The sequence below is a fragment of the Luteimonas notoginsengisoli genome (assembly GCF_042648885.1).
GTDB lineage: Bacteria > Pseudomonadota > Gammaproteobacteria > Xanthomonadales > Xanthomonadaceae > Luteimonas > Luteimonas notoginsengisoli.
The window spans coordinates 316,572-336,177 of the sequence record NZ_JBHRYF010000008.1; the positions used below are offsets into that span (position 1 = coordinate 316,572).

A 19,606-nucleotide genomic window follows, 5' to 3' on the forward strand; every position below is an offset into this window, starting at 1 on the left:
GCCGGCCGCTTGCCGGCGCCCTGCTTTTGACGCACGATGGCGCGGATTGAATCGATCTAAACCGGGTTCGGGCGCGCTTTTGGAAAAGCCTCGCAGGATCACCTTGAACGACATCGCGCAGGCCTGCGGCGTTTCGCGCGCGACGGTGTCGCTGGTGCTGCGCAACAGCCCGCTGGTACGCACCGAAACCCGCCACCGGGTCGAGGCCGAAATGCAGCGCGTAGGCTACGTCTACAACCGCGTGGCGGCCAGCCTGCGCCAGCGCGTCTCCAAGGCCGTGGCGCTGGTCATCAACGACCTGTCGAACCCGTTCTTCGCCGAATTCGCGGCCGGCGTGGACGAGGCGCTCGGCGCCAAGGGCTACGTCACCCTGCTGGGCAGCAGCAACGAGTCAACCGCCCGGCAGCAGCAGGTGCTGGGCTCGCTGATGGAGCACCATCCGGCCGGGATCATCCTGTCACCGGCCGAGTCCAGCCGGGCCGCCGACGTCGCACAGGCCGTCGGCCGCCACACGCCCCTGCTCGTGTTCAATCGCGAGCTGGCCGACGGCGAGGCCGAGGGATTCGGCTACGACTTCCTCGGCCTGGACAACGTCGCCGGCGCCCACGCCGCCACGGCCTACCTGCTGGCCAAGGGCCACCGCCGCATCGCCTTCTTCGGCGGGCACGCGCAGTCCAGCTCGTGCGCCCAGCGCCGCCAGGGCTACCGCAACGCGCTGGCCGAAGCCGGCATCGACGTCGAGGCGCGCTGGATGGTGGAAACCGCGCCGACGCGGCTGGAAGCCAACGCCCACGCCGACGCGCTGTTCGCCGCCGATCGGGCGCCGACCGCGGCGGTCTGCTACAACGACGCCGTCGCGCTCGGCCTGATGCTCGGCCTGGCGCGCCTCGGCCGCCATCCCGGCCTCGATTTCGCCGTGACCGGCTTCGACGACATCTCCGAGGCAGCGGTCGGCGTCCCGCCGCTGACCACGGTCAATGCCGACCCGCGCGCGCGGGGCCGCCAGGCCGCCGAACTGCTGCTGGAACGCGCCTCGGCGCCTGCGCCCCTGCCCCGGCGCAGGGTGATTGCGCCGGTGCGCCTGACCGAACGCGACAGCACGCCCGACGCCGCCGATGCCCGGCCCGGCGACGCGGCCGTGTCGCACCCGCGGCGGGAGCGGCCGTGAGCGCCGGCACCATCGCCTGCTTCGGCGAGGCGTTGATCGACTTCCTCGCCGACCCGCCCACGCCGGGCGAAGCGCGCACGTTCCGTCAGTACGCGGGCGGCGCGCCGGCGAACGCGGCGGTGGCCATCGCACGCCTCGGCGGCCGCTGCGAGTTCATCGGCATGCTCGGAACGGACATGTTCGGCGACTTCCTGCTCGAAAGCCTGCGCGAGGCTGGCGTCGGCGTGCGCAGCGTCCGCCGCACCGCGCAGGCGCGCACGGCGCTCGCCTTCGTCTCGCTGGACGCGCAGGGCGAGCGCAGCTTCAGCTTCTACCGCCCGCCTGCGGCAGACCTGCTGTTCCGCGCCGGGGACTTCGACGACGCCGGCTTCACCGGGATCGGCTGCTTCCACGTCTGCAGCAATAGCCTGACCGAGGCCGAAGTCGCCGCCGCGACGCTCTCGGGCATGGCGCGCGCGCGCGCAGCGGGCGCGCTGGCGAGCATCGACCTCAACCTGCGGCCGGCGCTATGGCAGGACGGCGCGCCCTCGCTGCCCGCGCTGTGGACGGCGCTCGAAGCGGCCGACCTGGTCAAGCTGGCGCGCGAGGAGCTGGAGTTCCTCAAGCGCGACGGGCTCGGCGACGACGACCTCGTCGCCCGCCTGCTGCAGGGCGCGCGCCTGGTGCTGGTCACCGACGGCGCCATGCCGGTGCGCTGGTACACCCGCGCCGGCAGCGGCGAGTTGCCCACGTTCGACGTTCGCGCGATCGACACCACCGCCGCCGGCGACGCCTTCATCGGCGGCCTGCTGTCGCAGCTCCAGCGATGCGGCCACCTCGCGGGCGGCTTCGATGCGCTGCTCGCGCAGGCCGGGGAGCTGGCGCGCTGCCTGCGCTATGCCGCCGCCTGCGGCGCGCTGGCGGTCACCCGGCACGGCGCCTTCGCCGCGCTGCCGCGCCACGAGGAAGCGCTGGCGCTGCTCGATCAGGCGCCCTGAGCCCGGGCCGCCTGCTGCAGGTACCAGCACGCGGCGCCGATCACGCCCACGTCGGGATCCTCGACCAGGCGCACCGGGATGCGCTCCAGCACCGGGCACATCAGGTCCTTGTCGACCAGGCGCGCAGCGAAATCACTTTCGAGCAAACGCCGCTTGAGACTGGCCGCAACGCCGCCGATCACGAAGACGGCGCTGGCGCCGGTGGCCATGGCCAGGTCCCCGACCAGGCTCCCGAACAGACCGCAGAACCGCGACACCGCTTCGGCCGCGTGGGCGTCGCCATTGCCATCCGCCGCGGCGGCCACGTCCAGCGGGGAGCCAAGCACCGGCGCCACGCCATCGAGCGCACACAGGCCGCGATAGAGGCAGAGCAGCCCGGGGCCGGACACGGCGTGGCCAATGCCGACGTGGCCGGTGCCTGCCTCCATCCACTGCCTCAACAGCGCCAATTCGCGCGCATTGCCCGGTGCGAACGACATCTGCTGCGGCTCGCACGGCAGGACGGCGACGCCGCCGGCCACCGGCACGCGCAGCGCGGCACCCAAGCCGGTGCCGGGACCGACCACCAGCACCGGTCCATCCGCGGCGGCGCCCGCGCGCGGCGTCAGCAGCGTCGTGTCCGCGGCTTCCATGCACTGCACGGCGTGCGCGGCGGCGACGAAATCGTTGACCACCGCGACGCGCGGAATTCCGAGCGCGCGCAATCCGTCGGCGTCGACCGGCCACGGCAGGTTCCGGCTGATGACGCGGCCGCCCTGGACGACGCCGGCCACCGCGATCGCGGCAGCTTCCACCCGCGACGCCTGCGGCAACAAGGCCGACACGACCTGCGCGAGCGATCCATGCGCCGCGCACAGGCCCTGGCTGCGGTGCACGACCGCGATGCGGTCACCGCCCCGCGGCTCCACCAGGGCCAGGCGCGCATGCGTCCCGCCGATATCGGCGGCGAGGAAAACCCGGCTCATGCCGGTTCGCGAACCGCCCGCAGCGCTGCGCAATGCGACGCACCTGGTCGGCGTCGCTGCGCGACTCCCCCTCCTCCATGCCGAGCGTCTCGCGCGGCGCGTGGCGCATTGCCGACGGCAGCGCACGCTTCGCCGAGGCGTGGAACTCGCGCGCGCCGGTCGCGGTCGCCAGCGCCGCGACGTTGCCGGCGTCGACGCCGCCGCCGGGCATCACCGCGATGCGCCCGGCGGCACGTTCGACCAGGTCGCGCAGGCGATCCGCGCCCCGCGGCGCGCTGGCCGCGCCTCCGGAACTGAGAATCCGGTGGAATCCCAGTTCGATGGCCTGGTCGAGCGAACGCAGGAGATCGCGGCTCACGTCGATGGCGCGATGGAAGGTCAGGTCCAGCCCGCCCGCCGCGTCGACCAGTTCACGGCATCGCACCGCGTCGACTTCGCCATCCCGGTCCAGCGCACCAACGACGACGCCCTCGCAGCCCAGCGCCACGCAGTGGGCGACATCGGCGAGCATCGTGGCGTGCTCCTCCGCGCTGTAGGCGAAATCGCCGGCGCGCGGCCTGACCAGCACGTGGATCGGGATCGACAGCCGCTCGCGCACCAGCGAGATCTGCGCGTGCGAAGGCGTCAGCCCGCCGATCTCCAGCGCCGCGCACAGCTCGATCCGGTCGGCGCCTCCGTCCTGCGCCGCGAGCGCGGACGCCAGCGAATTGGCGGCGATCTCGAGCACGCACGCGTCCCCGGCGCCGCGTCCATGCGCGGCCGCGTCGGGACTCATGGTGTCGCGGGCACCCGTTTCAGGGGGTGGGCTTCGGTGTTCAGCACCACCTCGTCCAGGTTGATCGCATCCTGCGGCGCGAACAGCAGCCAGAAGTACTTGAACGTCTCCGCCAGCACGAAGCTTTCCATGCGATCGGCCTTCTCCTTGGTCACGACGCTGCGCAGCGCGGCGTAGCCGCCGTCGGTGCGCGTGTAGCGGACGAAGTCGTCGAACATCGCCGCGCCCTGCCGCCGCCACCGCGGGTCGCCGTCGAGCCGGTGCAGGTACCACGCGGACTCGGCGATCTCCGGGCGCAGCGCGTAGCCGGGCGACAGCACCTGCATCGCGCGGTAGTCGAGCACTTCGGGTTCGATGCCGTGCAGCCGCCACATCCGGAACCCGGAGTCCTGCAGGCGCGACGCGCGCGTGATGTCGCCAGAATACGCCAGCAGCCCGGGCAGGAAGGCATCCAGCGCGCCGTAGTGCGCCTGCGTGCGGGCGCCCGTGCGCATGTCGGCGTAGCCGTACCACAGCGCCCCATCCACCTCGTCGGCAAGGTAGCGATTCATCGCCGGCGCGCTGGCCTGCCACATGCGCAGGCAGTCTTTGTCGTCGAACAGCTTCCAGCATTTCCACAGGTACTCGTAGTACGAGTCGATGCCGCCGCTGATGTGCGAGGAAGAATCGGTCCAGGCGCCCGTGCGCACGTCGACCGCGCTGCCCACCAGGCCGGTGTGCGGGTCACGGCGCTCGAAGGTCGCCACCAGCGCGCGCTTGGCCTTGTCGTAGTAGGCCTGCTTGCCGGTCAGCCGCGCCAGCGTGCCGTACTCCAGCAGCAGGGTGCCGGTCTCGGCGGGATTGCTGATCGGCCCGCTGGTCGCGCCGGTGCGCAGGTTGACCTTGGTCCACGGCAGCCCGGTCGGCGTGTCGAACACCGGCGACATGCGCGTGCCGAGGTCATCGGCCAGCGCCAGCAGCTTCGGGTCACCGGTCAGCTGGTAGCCCGACAGCAGGCCGCCGAGCAGTCGAATGGTGACCTCGAAGTGGCTCACGCTGATGTCCCGGTCGAACGAGAGCTGCGCGTCGATCAGTTTGCGCGCCGCGTCGGCCTGCTCGTCGTAGCCCATCAGGATCAGCGTGTCGAGCGCGTCGACGGGCGTCATCAGCAGCGACTGCGCGTACCAGTCGTGCGGCTTCAGGCTCAGCGGCGCCAGGTCGTCGTGGCCCCAGGCGTATTGCCTGTAGCCCTGCCAGGCATGCAGCGCCTCTTCGCGCACGCGCCGGGCGTAGCGTGCCGCCTCGGCGTCATCCATCGGCGTGGCGTCGGCCGTGACCGTTGCGGCGACCGCGGCCGGCGCGGCAGCGACGGGCGCCGGCTGCGTCGCGCAGGCGGCCAGGCCAGACAGTCCGATGAGCAGGGCGATGCAGTGTGTCTTCATGGCGTACTCCGGTGCGTGCGCAGCCACGACAGCACGTCGTGGCAGGCGCCCATGGTGTGGTAGTCGGTCTTGCCGGCCGGGGATTTCTCGTCGTCGTACTTGCCGTTGGCGCGGTCGAGGATGCGATACCAGGCGCCGTGGCGATGGTCGACCAGGTGCCGCCACGCGTAGTCCCAGAGACGGTCGTACCAGCGCCAGTAGGTCTCGTCGCCGGTCGCCGCTGCGAGCCGCGCGGCGGCGGCGATGGACTCGGCCTGTACCCAGAAGTACTTGTCCTCGTCGCAGACAAAGGTCTCGCCGTCGGCGAGCAGGCGACCCGCCGCGCCGGGCGCGCGCAGCCGCTCGGGCGCGAAGCCGTAGACCATGCCGCCGTATTCCTCATCCCAGGACTTGGCGATGGCCTGGTCGAACAGGAACCGCGCCTTGGGCACCAGCCAGTCCTGCGCCGCGCCGGAATCGCGCAGGTGCTGGTCGAGGATCAGCAGCAGCTTGGCCCATTCGGTCTGGTGCCCGGGCTGGAAGCCCCAGGGCTTGAACAGGTGCTTCGGGTCGTCGCGGTGGAAGTCCCAGTCGACGTTCCAGTCCGCGTCGTAGTGCTCCCACACCAGTCCGCCGGCCTGGTCCGCCTGGCGGCGTGTCATGTGATCGGCCAGCAGCAGGGCGCGATCGAGATAGCGGCGCTCGCCACCGGCTTCGTACGCGGTGAGCATCGCTTCGCACGTGTGCATGTTGGCGTTCTGGCCGCGATAGCCGGAGAACACCCAGTCGCGCGTCGCCTCGTCGCGGTACAGGCCGTGCTCCGGCTCCCAGTAGCGTCGTTCCAGCAGCTGCCAGGCTTCGTCCATCCAGCCGCGGGCCTGTTCGATGCCGGCCTTCAGCGCGCAGGCGTAGGCAAGCAGCACGAAGGCCGCGCCGTAGCACTGCTGGGTGAGGTCCTCGGGCCTGCCGTCGCGGATGGTCCAGGCATAGCCGCCGCTCGCCGGATCGAAGTGGCGCTCGCGCAGGTAGGCGATGCCGTGGCGCACGGCGGCGAGGTATGCCTCGCACAGCGCCGGATCCTCCGCGCCGAATTCGTTCGCCGCCATCGCGTAGTCGTAGACGAAGCGCGTGCTGCTGACCAGGTGGCGATGGCTGGCGTCGTAGACCGAGCCGTCGTCCTTGAAGTAGTGGAAGAATCCGCCCGCCGGATCGATGCAGCGCGGATGGTAGAAGGCCATCGTGTCGCGGATGTGCGCGCGCAGGGCGCCCGGTCGGCGGAAGTCGGGCATCGGGGGCGTGGCGTCGGTCATCGGTTGGTTCCGGCTCCGGAGGTGCCTGCATCTGGGGACGGCAGCGCGTCGGCGAGCGAGCGCAGGTGGAGCGCGCCGCGCAGCGCGGCGAGGGACGCGGGCGACGACAGCCGCAGCGATCGCCGTTCGCCCGGCAGCAGCGTGAGCGCATTGTCCTGCAGTTCGGCGTCGAGGTCGCCGAAGTCGATCCACAGCGCGCGCACGGGACGCTGCGCCTCCAGCTGCAGGCGGAACCGGTCGCCGTCGTGGACCAGCGAAGACCGCAGGCCGGGATCCGGCCAGGCGATGTCACGCGCCGGCGCAAACCAGACCGTGCCGCGCGAAGGCGGCTCGTCGGCAACTTCGAGGTCGAACACGGCAACGCTGCGGCGCGGGTCGGCGCCCGCGAGCAGCTCGGCGTCGTCGCGCCGCATCGCCACGGTTGCCGCGAGCGGCGGCAGCTCGACCGGCGTGCGCTCGTCGCGTAGCAGCCGCCCGTCGCCGACGTCGAAGACGCGCAGGCGCAGGCTGCCGCGCAGCGCGCGCATGCGGTCGGACAGCAGCGACACCGTCGTCGTCCCGTCGCGCCGCAGCGCGGCCACGGTCACCGGGGCGAAGAATCGCCGGGCATGGAAGTGCAGCGCCTTCCAGCGCCCGTACCAGTCGATGCCCGACCACGAGGCGCCCGGCCAGACGTCGTTGAGCTGCCAGTACAGCGAACCCATCGTCACCGGCCGGCTGGCGCGGTGGTGCAGCGCGGCCACTTCGATGCCCTCGGCCTGCATGACCTGGCCCAGGTAGACGAAGTCGGCGAAATCCCGGGGCTCGCCGTACTCCATCCGGATGTAGTGGAGCAGGCGCTCGTTGCCCGTGCCGGCCATGAACTTCTGGTGCGCCTTCACCACCGGCGCGTCGATCGACAGCGGCGCGTCGCCGGCGAAGGCGCGCACCGTGCGCATGACGGGCCAGGCCTGCAGGCCGTACTCGGACATGAAGCGCGGCGTGACTTCCAGGTACTTCGCCACCGGGTATGCGGGATTGCCCCACACCTCCCAGTAGTGCATGTCGCCGGCCTCGGGCGTGTTCGCGGCCTCGGCCAGGTCGTTGCCGGGCGAGCTCGACCAGTAGGCGGTGCCGCCGCCCTCCTGCGCCACGATCTCGCGCAGGTCGTGGCCGAACAGTTGCACGTAGCCTTGCCACACCCGGTCGGCGAACGCCGGAGCCGCCTCGGCCAGCGCCTTGCCGTGGCCCCACGACTTCCAGGCGATCTCTTCCTCGTTGTTGCCGCACCACAGCACCAGGCTGGGGTGGTTGCGCAGGCGCCGTACCTGGTCGCGCGCCTCGGCGGCCACGCTGGCGCGGAACGCGGGATCGTAGGCCGGCGGCATGCCGCCGCCGAACATGAAGTCCTGCCAGACCATCAGCCCGAGTTCGTCGGCGATGTCGTAGAAGGCGTCGCGTTCGTAGTAGCCCCCGCCCCACACGCGGACCATGTTCATGTTGGCGTCGCGCGCGGACTGCAGCACCCGGCGGATGTTGGCGTCGGTCACGCGCGGCGGGAACATGTCGAACGGAATCGCGTTGGCGCCCTTGGCGAACACCGGGACGCCGTTGACGACGAAGGCGAAACCGCCCCCTTCGGCGCCGCGCTGCAGCTCGACGCTGCGCAGGCCCGTGCGGCGCCCGGACGTCGCGACCACGGCCTTGCCGTCCATCAGCTCCACGTCGAAGCGGTACAGCGGCTGCCTGCCATAGCCGGTCGGGAACCAGCGCTGCGGGCTGGCGATTTGGACCGGCAGCGACACCGCGCTGTCGCCCTCGTGCAGCGTCGTGCGCCGCTGCGCCGCCAGCGTGCGCCGGCCATCGGGATCGGTCTGCCACAGGCGCAGCGCGTAATCGCCGTCTCGCGCCGCGTCGACCGTCACGATGGCCACGATCTCGGCGATTTTCTCGCCCACCCGGTCCTGGCGGATCTGCAGGTCCGCGATGCGCACGGCGTCCCAACTCTGCAACCGCACCGGCTTCATGATCCCGGCGGTGACGTAGCGCGGCCCCCAGTCCCAGCCGTAGTGGTAACCGGGCTTGCGCGCGAAGTTCGCGGTCATCGCGTCGCGCGGCTCGTCGCCGTAGGGCGAGGGATAGTTGCCAGCCAGCCTGTGCGGCATCGCCTGCACCTGCGGCAGCAGCCGCGCGATGGGCGAACGCAGCACGACGCGCAGCGTGTTGCCGCGTGCACGCAGCCGGCCCTGCACCGGCACGCGCCAGATGCGGAATACGTTGTCGGCATCCAGCACCTTCGTACCGTTGAGCCAGACCTCGGCGAACGTGTCCAGCCCATCGAAGACCAGGTCGGTGCGCGCAGCGGCCAAGGTCGCGGCCCCGACGTCGAAGCTGCCCGCGTACTCCCAGTCCGCCAGTCCGATCCACTGCAGCCCGGCCTCCGCCGCGCCGGCGTAGGGATCCGGGATCAGCTCCTGCGCGAGCAGGTCCGTATGCACAGTGCCGGGCACGGACGCGTCGCGCCACTGCGCAGCCTGCGGATGCGCGTCCGCCGCAGCGGCGCCGGGCAGCAGGCGGAACCGCCAGCCCTCGTTGAGCACGCGCTCGTCGAGCACGGGCTCGCCGGCGCAGGCCGCCGCGACCGCCGACAGCGCGGCGCACGCGACGGCGAGCGCGCAGGCCCTCCAGCGCGCGCGGCGCTTGCACGCGGCGATGCCCGCTAGGCACGTCACGCGGGCGGCGCCTTGCAGTGGCGGTCGATGAAGGCCTGGTGCGAAGGCATCGCAGCCACCGCATCGGCGATCGAAGCGCGTACGCGTTCGACGAACGTGGCCAGCTCGCCGTCGGGAATCGCATCGACCAGGGGGTGGTAGCCGCGCGGCACGATGCGCTGGCCCAGCATCACCTGCACCCAGCTCGGCAGCGCGAAGAAGTCCTCGGCGTTGCGGAAGTAGCGACCGTCCAGGCGGAACAGGTCAATCGTCTCGCGCACCGTCTCGGGCAGCGGTACCTCCCGGCAGCGGATCCAGAATGGCGCGTCGTCGCGCTCGGTCGCGCTGTAGTGCAGGACCAGGAAGTCGCGGATGCGCTCGTACTCGAGGACGGTGTCGCGGTTGTAGCGCTCGGCCAGCAGCGGGTCGAAGCCGCGGTCCGGAAACAGGCCGAGCAGGCGTTCGAGGCCGGACTGGACCAGGTAGATGCCGGTCGACTCCAGCGGTTCCATGAAGCCGGCCGCCAGCCCGAGCGCGATCAAGTTGCGGTTCCAGAACCGCCGGCGGTGGCCGGTGGTGAAGCGCAGCAGACGCGGCTCGTCGAGCGCGCGCGCGTCCAGGCCGGCGAGCAGCTGCGTCGCGGCCTGGTCGTCGTCCATGTAGGCGCTGCAGTAGACGTGGCCGTTGCCCACGCGGTGCTGCAGCGGGATCCGCCACTGCCAGCCGGCCGAGCGCGCGGTGGCGCGCGTGTAGGGTGTCGGCGGCCCCGCGCGCTCGCTGGGCACGACCACCGCGCGGTCGCAAGGCAGCCAGTGCGTCCAGTCCTCGTAGCCGGTCTTCAGCGTCTGCTCGATCAGCAGCCCGCGGAACCCGGAGCAATCGATGAACAGCTCGCCTGAGATGCTGTCGCCGCTTTCCAGCACCACCGCCTCGACGTCACCGTTGTCGCCTTTGCGCCGGACATCGACGATCCTGCCCTCGATGCGCACGACGCCACGGCGCTCGGACAGCCTGCGCAGGTAGCGCGCGTACAGGCCGGCGTCGAACTGGTAGCCGTAGGCAACGTCGGTCAGCGGCGCGCCGCCGGGCGCATCGGCCGCGCCGGTCGTGAACCTGCCCTGTGGCGCGGCGGCGGTTGGCAGCGAGAAGGCGGCGATGCCCGGCGCCCGCCCCGCGAGGAACAGTTTCAGCCAGAGCTGGTGGAACGGCAGCGGCCCCAGCGAGCGCCCGATGGTGCCGAAGCCGTGCACGTAGCTGTCGCCGATGCGCGCCCAGTCGTCGAACCGGATCCCGAGCTTGAAGGTGGCCTGCGTATTGGCGACGAAATCCATCTCGTCGATGCCCAGCACGCTGCCGTTGAAACGCTTCATGTGCGGCACACTCGACTCGCCGACGCCGACGATGCCGATCTCCTCGGATTCGACCAGGCGCACGTTCGCTTCCGGGCCCAGGTACGTGGACAGCGTCGCCGCGGCCATCCAGCCGGCGCTTCCTCCGCCGACGACGACCACGTTGCGGATCCGCTTGTCGCTGATGGTCACTGCAGGTCCGCCGCGTTGCGAAGGCAGGGTGGGCCGCCGATGCGGCATGGATGTCGCCAGGCGCGTGCCGGTCGGGCGCGGGGCGCGCCCGCGCTGCGGGGATGCCGCAGCGAGGGGTCGCCGGAAAGCGGACTGCGCGCGTCCTGCGGCGCGAAGGGCGGCTGCACTCAGAACCTGTAGGTCATGCCGAGGTAGTAGATGCGGCCGGCGTAGCCGTTGGAATAGAAGCGGTCTTCGGTGTCGTTGCCCAGATGCGAGCGCGACTCCTCCTCGGTCAGGTTCAGGACCGACGCGCTCACCGTCATGTTCTCGAGGAAGGTGTAGGACGCGTTGAGGTCGATCTGCTCGTACGGCTCCTCGTAGACGTTCAAGCCATTGACCTGGCCGTCCACCACTTCGCCGCGGCGGTTGTACGAGGCGCGTGCCAGGAAGTGCTCGTTCTCGTAGAACACGGTCAGGTTGGCCTGGTTCTTCGCGCTGCCGACCAGCGGCGACTTGCCGATGTCGGTGCCGTCCTCGAGCCTGATCGCCGCTTCGTTGGTGTCGTTGTAGGTGTAGTTGACCTGGAAGCCGAGGCCGAAATCCAGCGTGTGCTGCGCGTAGAACTCGACGCCCTGCGACACGCCGTCGCGGCCACCGGCCTGGGTCGAGTAGTTCCGCACGGTCACGTTCTCGCCGCCCACGTCCATGGTCACGTCCTGGACCACCGGCACCGAGAAGTTGCTGACGTCCTTGCGGAACAGGTCCACGCCCACGACCGAACCCGGGCGGAAGTACCACTCCAGCGCGAGGTCGTACTGGGTGGCCTTGTAGGGTTCGAGCGTCTTGTTGCTGCCGCTGCCGTACCAGCCCTGTTCGTTCGCGCCGCCGGTCAGGCGGCGGTCGTCGACGTACTCCTGGCTGTAGAACTCGAGGCTGCCGGGGGCGGCGATATCGGCATAGCTCGGGCGGGAAATCACCTTGGATGCCGCCGCGCGCAGGAGCAGGTCGTCGGTCAGGTCGTAGGCGACGTTGAAGCTCGGCAGCACGTCGTTGTAGGTGCGATCGAGCGAACTGACCTCGAAGCCTTCCGGCCTGGCCACCGCATCGGCGAGCCGCCAGTATCCCTCCGTGCCGCAATAGGTCCCGGCCGGCGCGCCGCCGGGCACCGGGCCGGGCGCGGACGTGTTGCAGGGCAGCGCGCTGTCGTCCGCGCCGTCGTAGAAGTAGTCCTCGTAGCGCGTGATCTTGTCCGTGGAATCGGCGTGCTGCTTGGTCCGGACAAAACGCAAGCCCAGGTTGCCGCGCAGGCGTTCGGTGCGGAAGTTGGCCTGCAGGTAGGCGGCGCCGATCTTCTCGCCGACGTTGTAGACGAAGTTGTCCTCGTTGCGGGTCTGCATCGCCCCGAAATTCTGGTTGAGGAAGTCGATATAGGCCGGGTAGTTGATCGCCGGGAAGGCGCTGGCATTGAAACCGCCGGCAAGGTCGCCCAGCGACTGCGCGTAGAGGAAGTCCGGCGAGAACGTGTTGGCCAGCGCGGTGCAGGCGCCGTTGTTCTGGTAGCGGTTGGCGTAGTCGGCCGGATCGCTTCCCGGGCACACCCAGTAGTTGTTGCCGGTGCTGCGATGGATGCCACCGTCGCGGTACTTCACGCCGAACTGCAGCGAGTCCAGCCAGCTGCTGTCGGTATGCCAGGTGAAATCGGCCTGGCCGTATTTCTGCCAGGTCGAGTTGCGGGTCCAGGACGAACCGGTCGAACCCAAGTCGACCTGGCCGATGCCGCTGAGCAGGTTCGCCATCAGTTCCGGCGAGAACGTCATGGTCGGCGTGCCGGTCAGGTCCCAGGCGCTGAGGAAGTTGCCGAGGCTCCAGCTGCCGTCCGGGTTGTGGCGGCGGGGCTTGATGGGCAGGGTGAACTGCAGTTCCGGCCCGCCCTTGGCCCAGGTGCGGCCGGCCTTGAAGCTGGCGTCCAGGGACTCGCCCTGCCACTCCGCGCCGATGTCGAACGTCTGCGACTTCGCGCTCTCCCTGTTGTAGCTTCCGGTGAGCTGCGGGGTGGGAAGAGCGCAATCGTCCGATCCCCAGCCACCCGGAGGCAGGCCCGCCGCGGCGGCCTCTTCCTCGCTGCAGTAGTACGTCTTGCCGGGATGCACGCTGTACTGCGCGCCGGTGACGATCGTGCCGCTGGGGTCGAAGGTCAGGCCGTCGAGCATGCGGCCGCCGGGCCAGTTGCCGTCGCCCGAGTAGCGGGCCAGGCTCCACTCCGGGATCTTCAGGGTGTTGGTCTGCGAGTCCTGCGACAGGTCGAAGCGGAAGTAGTTGGCCGTCAGCGTCAGGTTGTCGAGCGGCTTGAACTGCAGGGTGAGCTGGCCACCCTTGCGCTCGCGTTCCTCGTTGAGCACGTTGAGGTTGACCGAGGTCGGCATCATGAAGTCGGTGTAATAGTTGCCGTTCTGGTCGTTGAAGCCCGACTCGCCCCACCAGTAGCTGTTGAAATCCGAGGGCTTGCCGTTGACGTCGGTCGCCGGATGCGCGTCATAGTCGTCGCCGTACCACGTCCAGCTTTCCGTGCTCGTCCCCATCGTGCGCGTGGTGCGCTTCTGGTCGGTGTAGCCGACGAAGACGCCGAAACGGTCGTCCTTGTCGTGCCATGAGTACGAGGCCGAGTACTGCCCGTCGGTCTTGCCGGTCGTGTCGGCCCGGGTGCCCTCGGCGGACACGAAGCCGGTGTTGGCCTCCATCTCCAGCGGTCGACGCGTATGCAGGATCACCGTTCCGCCGATGCCGCCTTCGTCGATGCGCGCCTCGGGCGTCTTGAACAGCTCGGCGCTGGACAGCATGTTCGCCGGGAGCAGGGTGTAGTTGAACGAGCGCGTCGGGTCGCCGTTGGATTCGGCGGTGGCGATGTAGTTGCCATTCAATTCGGTCAGCGTCAGCTCCGAGGACAGCCCGCGGACGCTGACGTTCTTGCCCTCGCCGCCGTCGCGGTCGATGATCACACCGGGCACGCGCTGCAGCGCGTCGGCCACGTTCTTGTCGGGGAATTTGCCCACGTCCTCGGCCGTGATGACGTCGACCACGGCATTGGCGTTGCGCTTCTGGTCCAGGCTCTGCTCGATCGCGTAGCGGTAGCCGGTGACGGTGACCTTGTCGAACTGCTTGACCTGGTCCGACGCGGCCGTGTCCGCCGCGTCCGTCTGCGCGGCGGCCTCCACGGCGCCGGCCTGCGTATCGGTCGGCGCGGGATCCTGCTGCGCCAGCGCCTGCGCGGGCACCCCGGCCGCGGACACCAGGGCAACGGCGATGGCCACCGACAGCGAGCTCCTGTGGTGTGCGTGGGTCAGTTTCATTCCAATCTCCCTCGTACCGGATTGAATTTCGAAGGCGACGCGGACCGACTGGATCGATCCAATTCGCGCACAGACCCCCCTGTCTGCGAGCGGATCGTCGCCATCGCGCGCTGCCGGCAATTGCGACGGCCCTCGCGGTAATAGCGGTTTTAGATCGATCCAATTCGTGCGGCCAAATTAGTAGCACGGAATCTGGAGCATTGCATGCTGCTGCGCAGCACGGCCCCGCTCCGCTGGTGGCGCGCGAGGGCGGAGAACCGGGCGATGGCGGGACCAGCAGCCCGAGCTCGCCGCGATCGGGCGAGTGCCCACCGGCGCATCGGACCCGCCAGAGTCGAGACTCGAAACGCCAGCCCGCTAACCGCTAACCGCTAACCGCTAACCGCTAACCGCTAACCGCTAACCGCTAACCGCTAACCGCTAACCGCTAACAAGATGATGGAGGTCTGCTCGACCGGGCGAACGATGGGCCCGCGCGCCGACAGTCCAGGGAGCACGCGCCGCAGGCTACAAGCCGGGTGGGCTGCGCTCAGCGCTTTGACATCGAGTACGGGGCCGCCGCGCCCGCTCCGGGCCATGCCTTGTTCGGTTCGGCCTGCATGGTGAAGCGCAGTTCGCCGCCGGCCAGGATCTCCTCGTGGCGCAGGAAGGCGCGGTCAAGCGGCTTGCCGTCGAGCGTCACGCCGCCGACGTAGGGATGCGCGTCGTCGAGGTTGTCGGCGATCACGGTGAATCGCTTGCCGTTGGGCAGGTGGATCGATGCCCGCGGCAGGAATGGGCGGCCGATGATGTATTCGTTGCTGCCCGGCGCGACCGGATAGAAGCCCAGCGCGGTGAATACGTACCAGGCCGACATCTGGCCGAGGTCGTCGTTGCCCGCAAGGCCGTCGGGCGTCGGCTTGTACTGCGTGTCCATGATCTGCTTCAGCCGCGCCTGGGTGCGCCACGGTTGCCCGGCGTACGCATAGAGGTAGGCGACGTGGTGGCTGGGCTCGTTGCCGTGCGCGTACCAGCCGATCAGGCCGGTGATGTCTTCCATGTGCTCGAACACCGACGCATCGACCTTCGCGTCGAAGACCTCGTCGAGCCTGGCCAGCAACCTGTCCGCGCCACCGTGGGCAGCTGCGAGGCCGGCGACGTCCTGCGGCACGTACCACGAGTACTGCCAGGCATTGCCTTCGGTGTAGTCGGTGCCATAGCCACTGGCGTCGGGGCCGAAGGGCTCGCGGAAACTGCCGTCGCGCTTGCGAGCGCGCATGAAGCCGGTCTTCGGGTCGAAGGCGTGCTTCCAGTTGGCGGCGCGCTTCCCGAACGTCGCCGCGATGTCGTCGCGGCCCATCGCATCGGCCATGCGGTGGATCGTCCAGTCGTCGAACGCGTATTCCAGGGTTTTCGACGCGGCCTCGCCTTCCTCGTCGATTGGCACGTAGCCGAGCTCCATGTACTGCGCGATGCCGTCGTAGGGGCCGTAGCTCGCGCTCGCGACCATCGCTTCGAGCGCTTCGTCGGCGTCATAGCCACGGATGCCCTTGATGTAGGCATCGGCGATCACCGGCACGGCGTGGTAGCCGATCATGCACCACGTTTCCAGACCGTGGAACGCCCAGACCGGCATCACGCCGTACGGACTTTCGCGACGCGAGGCGAGCAGCGAATTGACGATGTCGCTGGTGCGCTGTTCCGGCTGCACCAGGGTCAGCAGCGGATGCAGCGCGCGGTAGGTGTCCCAGAGCGAGAACGTCGAGTAGTGGGTGAAGCCTTCGGCCTCGTGCACGGCGTTGTCCGGGCCGCGGTAGCGGCCGTCGCTGTCCATGAACAGGCTCGGCCCCATGAAGGCGTGGTAGAGCGCGGTGTAGAAGCTCGTGCGCATCGATTCGGGCGCGTCGACGTCGATCGCGCCCAGCGCCTGCGCCCACTGCGCCTGCGCATCGCTGCGTACGCGGTCGAAATCCCAGCCCGGCACTTCGGCTTCGAGATTGGCGATCGCGTTGTCCTCGCTGACCGGCGAGATCGACACCTTGACCAGCAGCGGTTCGCGCGAAGCGTCGCCGAAGTCGAACGTGCCGACCAGCTGCCGGCCCTCGACCTGCGCGCGGCGGGTCGGATCCTTCTCGCCCGGGGGCGGGAAACCCTTGTAGGGGACGTCCTGCTCGGTGTCGTCGAAGGCGTGCCCGGTGACGGGGCGCGAGAAGCGCATCGCGAAATACAGCTGGCGGCCCGGGGCCCAGCCGCGCGTTTCGCGGAAGCCGGTGACGGTGCCGCCCGGCCGCAGCCGCAGGCGCGACCACGACACCTTGCCGGGGTAGTCGTACATCGACGTGCGCAGGTCGACCAGCACGTGCGCCGCCTTGCCCGCGGGGAAGCTGTAGCGATGCACGCCCACGCGCGCCGTGGCGGTGAGTTCGGCGCGCACGCCGGTGTCTTCCAGGGTGACGGCGTAGTAGCCGGGCTCGGCGCGCTCGCTGTCGTGCGAGAAGCGCGAGGTGTAGCCGCTGCCGGGCTGGTCGGGATCGCCGCGCTCGGTCTTCACCGTGTCGCCTGCAATCGGCATCAGCAGCACGTCGCCCAGGTCCGAGTGGCCGGTGCCGGAAAAGTGGGTGTGCGAGAAGCCGACGATGGTGGTGTCGTCATGGCGGTAGCCGGCGGCCCAACCGTAGGCGTCCTTGCGCGGCTGGATCCGGGTGTCGGGGCTGAGCTGGACCATGCCGAACGGCACCACTGCGCCCGGAAAGGTGTGGCCCTCGCCGCCGGTGCCGATGAAAGGGTCGACCGCGGCCACGGCCGCCTCGCCGCGCGTCGCGCCGGCCGCCGTGCCGGCCGCCATCACCATGCCCATCGCCATCACGACAAGCCCTCCACGCCTCGTGTCCGCCATCGCCGCGCCTCGGTTGGATCGGTCCAAAAATGACGGTAGCACCGGCGCCGTGGCGCCACATGCTGCGGCGCAAAATGCGCGGCGCCGCGGTCGGCGGCAGGATGCGACTTCGATTGGATCGATCCAAACCAGTGCCCCATCCGGTTGCTCCCCGCCGCGTCGCCGTCACCGACATCGCCGCCGGCTGCGGCGTGTCGCGCTCGACCGTGTCGCTGGTGCTGCGCGACAGCCCGCTGGTCAACGCCCAAACCCGCGCCCGCGTGCAGGCCGAGATCGGGCGCAGCGGCTACGTCTACCACCGCGGCGCCGCAAGTCTGCGCCGGCGGACCTCCAACGCCGTGGCGCTGGTGGTCAACGACCTGTCCAACCCGTTCTTCGCCGAGTTCGCCGGCGGTGTCGATGCGGCGCTGGCCGAGGCCGGCTACGTGCTGCTGCTGGGCAGTACCGGCGAGTCGCCGGAGCGCCAGCACGCGGTGCTCGCCTCGCTGATCGAACACGATCCCGCCGCGCTGATCCTGTCGCCGGCCGAGCACAGCGAGCCGGCACGCCTGCGCCGGCTGCTGGGCGGACGCATGCCGGTGCTGGTCTTCAACCGCGCGCTGGACGGCGCCGGGGAGGACTGGGACTTCCTCGCGCTCGACAATCGCCACGGCGCGCGGCTGGCCACCGAACACCTGCTGCAGCAGGGCCACCGCGCGATCGCGTTCTTCGGCGGGCACCGCGATTCGAGTTCGTGCACCGAACGCCGCGCCGGCTACCGCGATGCGCTGGAAGCCGCCGGCATCGCGCCGGTTCCGGCGTGGCTGGTCGAATGCACGCCCACCCGGTTGGAAGCCGCGCGCCAGACCGGCGCGCTGTTCGCGCGCGACCCCGCGCCGGCCGCGGCGGTCTGCTACAACGACGCGGTCGCGCTCGGACTGGCCAGCGGGCTGGCGGCACGCGGACGCCGCGCGGGCGTGGACTTCGTGCTCACCGGCTTCGACGACATCCCCGAGGCTTCCGTGTCCACGCCACCGCTGACCACCATTGCCGTCGCCCCGCGCGAACGCGGACTGCAGGCCGCCCGATTGCTGCTGGCGCGGCTGGGCGGCGACGCCGAAACGCCACGCCGCACCGTCGCCCCCGCGCGGCTGGTGGTGCGTGCCAGCAGCCAGCTTCCGCAACACCCCATCCTTCTCGGAGACGCCTCGTGAATCGCAAGCCGCTGTCCAACTTCGCGGCGATCGCCGTGCTCACGCTGATCTTCTTCACCTGGGGCGGGCTGACCAGCCTCAATGACGTGCTGATCCCGCACCTGAAGGCCGTGTTCGAGATGAACTACGCGCGCTCGATGCTGATCCAGTCGACGTTCTTCGGGGCCTACTTCCTGATGTCGCTGCCGTCGGGCGCGGTGGTGGCGCGCGCCGGCTACAAGGCCAGCATCGCGATCGGGCTGGTGGTGGCGGCCGTCGGCGCAGCGCTGTTCTATCCGGCCGCGGCGCTGCCGTCGTACCCGCTGTTCCTGGGCGCGCTGTTCGTGCTCGCCAGCGGGCTGACGCTGCTGCAGGTGGCGGCCAATCCCTACATCGGCCTGCTCGGCGATCCCGCGGGCGCCGCGAGCCGCATGAACCTGGCGCAGGCGCTCAACTCGCTGGGCACGACGCTGTTTCCGTGGCTGATCGGACCGCTGATCCTGTCGACCGCGGTGCTCGGCGCAAGCGAGATCGCGTCGATGGACATCGCCGGGCAGCTCGCCTACCGCGCGCAGCAGGCGCAGTCGGTCCAGGTGCCCTACCTGCTGCTCGGCGGCGGCCTGCTGCTGCTGGCGGTGTTCGTGCTGGCGATGCGGCTGCCAACGCTGCGCGACGCGTCCCTGCCCGCGGAGACGCCGCACGGCTTCGCCGAGGTGCTGCGGCACCGGCACCTGCGCTGGGGGGTGGTGGCGATCTTCGTCTACGTCGGCGCCGAGGTCGCGATCGGCAGCTTCCTGATCAACTACCTCTCCGGACCGACCACCGGGGGACTGACCGAAGCCGTGGCCAGCCGCTACCTGGCGTTCTACTGGGGCGGCGCAATGGTCGGCCGGTTCGCCGGCGCGGCGCTGCTGCAGCGGGTCGACGCGCGCCGGCTGCTGGCGCTGTTCGCGGTCGCCGCCGCGGTGCTGCTGGCGACCACCATGTCCACGCGCGACCAGCTGGCGATGTGGAGCGTGATCGCGATCGGCCTGTTCAACTCGATCATGTTCCCCACCATCTTCGCGATCGCCATCGAGCGCCTCGGGCCGCTGACCAGCAAGGCGTCGAGCCTGCTGGTGATGGCGATCGTCGGCGGCGCGGTGGTGCCGTGGGTGCAGGGCTGGCTGGCGGACAGGATAGGCATCCAGCATGCGTTCGTGGTGCCGCTGGCCTGCTACGCGTTCATCGTCTGGTATGCGGTGCGCGGCTCGCGGGCCGCTGCGTCGGCACGCGGCGCCGTGTCCGTGCAACCGGCGGAACCGCTGGGCTGATGTCGCGCAGGCCAACTTGCGTTCCCGGGTACCGGGGAGAGCTCGCGACTGGAGCCGCTCGTGCAGGGTTTTCCGCCATGAAAAAGGCCCC

12 protein-coding genes are annotated in these 19,606 nt (G+C 70.2%); 4 read left to right on the top strand and 8 right to left on the bottom strand.

What is annotated here, in order from left to right; genetic code table 11:
• Nucleotides 1-46 precede the first annotated feature (46 nt).
• Both ACFOM9_RS09335 and ACFOM9_RS09340 read left to right on the top strand, forming a co-directional pair.
• Nucleotides 47-1,168, top strand: coding sequence for a LacI family DNA-binding transcriptional regulator (locus ACFOM9_RS09335; RefSeq protein WP_386709418.1), 1,122 nt, complete (start codon nucleotides 47-49; stop codon nucleotides 1,166-1,168).
• On the top strand, nucleotides 1,165-2,145 hold the full coding sequence (locus ACFOM9_RS09340; protein ID WP_386709421.1) for a carbohydrate kinase family protein: 981 nt from the start codon (nucleotides 1,165-1,167) through the stop codon (nucleotides 2,143-2,145). Before ACFOM9_RS09335 ends, ACFOM9_RS09340 begins: the two co-directional genes overlap by 4 nt.
• Here ACFOM9_RS09340 and ACFOM9_RS09345 read toward each other — a convergent pair.
• The 8 genes from ACFOM9_RS09345 to ACFOM9_RS09380 all read right to left on the bottom strand — a co-directional run bounded on the left by ACFOM9_RS09345 (nucleotide 2,133) and on the right by ACFOM9_RS09380 (nucleotide 17,030).
• Nucleotides 2,133-3,110, bottom strand: coding sequence for a glucokinase (locus ACFOM9_RS09345; protein WP_386709424.1), 978 nt, complete (start codon nucleotides 3,108-3,110; stop codon nucleotides 2,133-2,135). The genes ACFOM9_RS09340 and ACFOM9_RS09345 overlap by 13 nt on opposite strands.
• Nucleotides 3,034-3,885 (bottom strand): copper homeostasis protein CutC, encoded by an 852-nt coding sequence (locus ACFOM9_RS09350; RefSeq protein WP_386709427.1) that lies wholly within the window; start codon nucleotides 3,883-3,885, stop codon nucleotides 3,034-3,036. Before ACFOM9_RS09350 ends, ACFOM9_RS09345 begins: the two co-directional genes overlap by 77 nt.
• Nucleotides 3,882-5,306, bottom strand: coding sequence for a glycoside hydrolase family 47 protein (locus tag ACFOM9_RS09355; protein ID WP_386709430.1), 1,425 nt, complete (start codon nucleotides 5,304-5,306; stop codon nucleotides 3,882-3,884). The genes ACFOM9_RS09350 and ACFOM9_RS09355 overlap by 4 nt, the downstream gene beginning before the upstream one ends.
• The gene (locus ACFOM9_RS09360; protein ID WP_386709433.1) at nucleotides 5,303-6,595 is read right to left on the bottom strand and encodes an AGE family epimerase/isomerase; all 1,293 of its coding nucleotides are present in this window, start codon (nucleotides 6,593-6,595) and stop codon (nucleotides 5,303-5,305) included. Before ACFOM9_RS09360 ends, ACFOM9_RS09355 begins: the two co-directional genes overlap by 4 nt.
• Complete coding sequence (locus ACFOM9_RS09365) at nucleotides 6,592-9,306, bottom strand: beta-mannosidase (RefSeq protein WP_386709436.1); 2,715 nt, start codon at nucleotides 9,304-9,306, stop codon at nucleotides 6,592-6,594. The genes ACFOM9_RS09360 and ACFOM9_RS09365 overlap by 4 nt, the downstream gene beginning before the upstream one ends.
• Nucleotides 9,303-10,820 carry a tryptophan halogenase family protein gene (locus tag ACFOM9_RS09370; RefSeq protein WP_386710971.1) on the bottom strand — a complete coding sequence of 506 codons (1,518 nt, stop codon included), beginning with the start codon at nucleotides 10,818-10,820 and terminating at the stop codon, nucleotides 9,303-9,305. Before ACFOM9_RS09370 ends, ACFOM9_RS09365 begins: the two co-directional genes overlap by 4 nt.
• 173 nt (nucleotides 10,821-10,993) lie before the next feature.
• A complete protein-coding gene (locus ACFOM9_RS09375; protein WP_386709439.1) occupies nucleotides 10,994-14,155 on the bottom strand; it encodes a TonB-dependent receptor in 3,162 nt (1,053 codons plus the stop codon).
• Between the two features lie 529 nt (nucleotides 14,156-14,684).
• Nucleotides 14,685-17,030 carry a GH92 family glycosyl hydrolase gene (locus ACFOM9_RS09380; RefSeq protein ID WP_386709442.1) on the bottom strand — a complete coding sequence of 782 codons (2,346 nt, stop codon included), beginning with the start codon at nucleotides 17,028-17,030 and terminating at the stop codon, nucleotides 14,685-14,687.
• 101 nt (nucleotides 17,031-17,131) lie between these two features.
• Here ACFOM9_RS09380 and ACFOM9_RS09385 point away from each other — a divergent pair, with 101 nt between their 5' ends.
• Together ACFOM9_RS09385 and ACFOM9_RS09390 are read left to right on the top strand one after the other, a co-directional pair.
• On the top strand, nucleotides 17,132-18,223 hold the full coding sequence (locus tag ACFOM9_RS09385) for a LacI family DNA-binding transcriptional regulator (protein WP_386709445.1): 1,092 nt from the start codon (nucleotides 17,132-17,134) through the stop codon (nucleotides 18,221-18,223).
• Nucleotides 18,220-19,515, top strand: coding sequence for a sugar MFS transporter (locus tag ACFOM9_RS09390; RefSeq protein ID WP_386709448.1), 1,296 nt, complete (start codon nucleotides 18,220-18,222; stop codon nucleotides 19,513-19,515). The genes ACFOM9_RS09385 and ACFOM9_RS09390 overlap by 4 nt, the downstream gene beginning before the upstream one ends.
• Nucleotides 19,516-19,606: the final 91 nt, after the last annotated feature.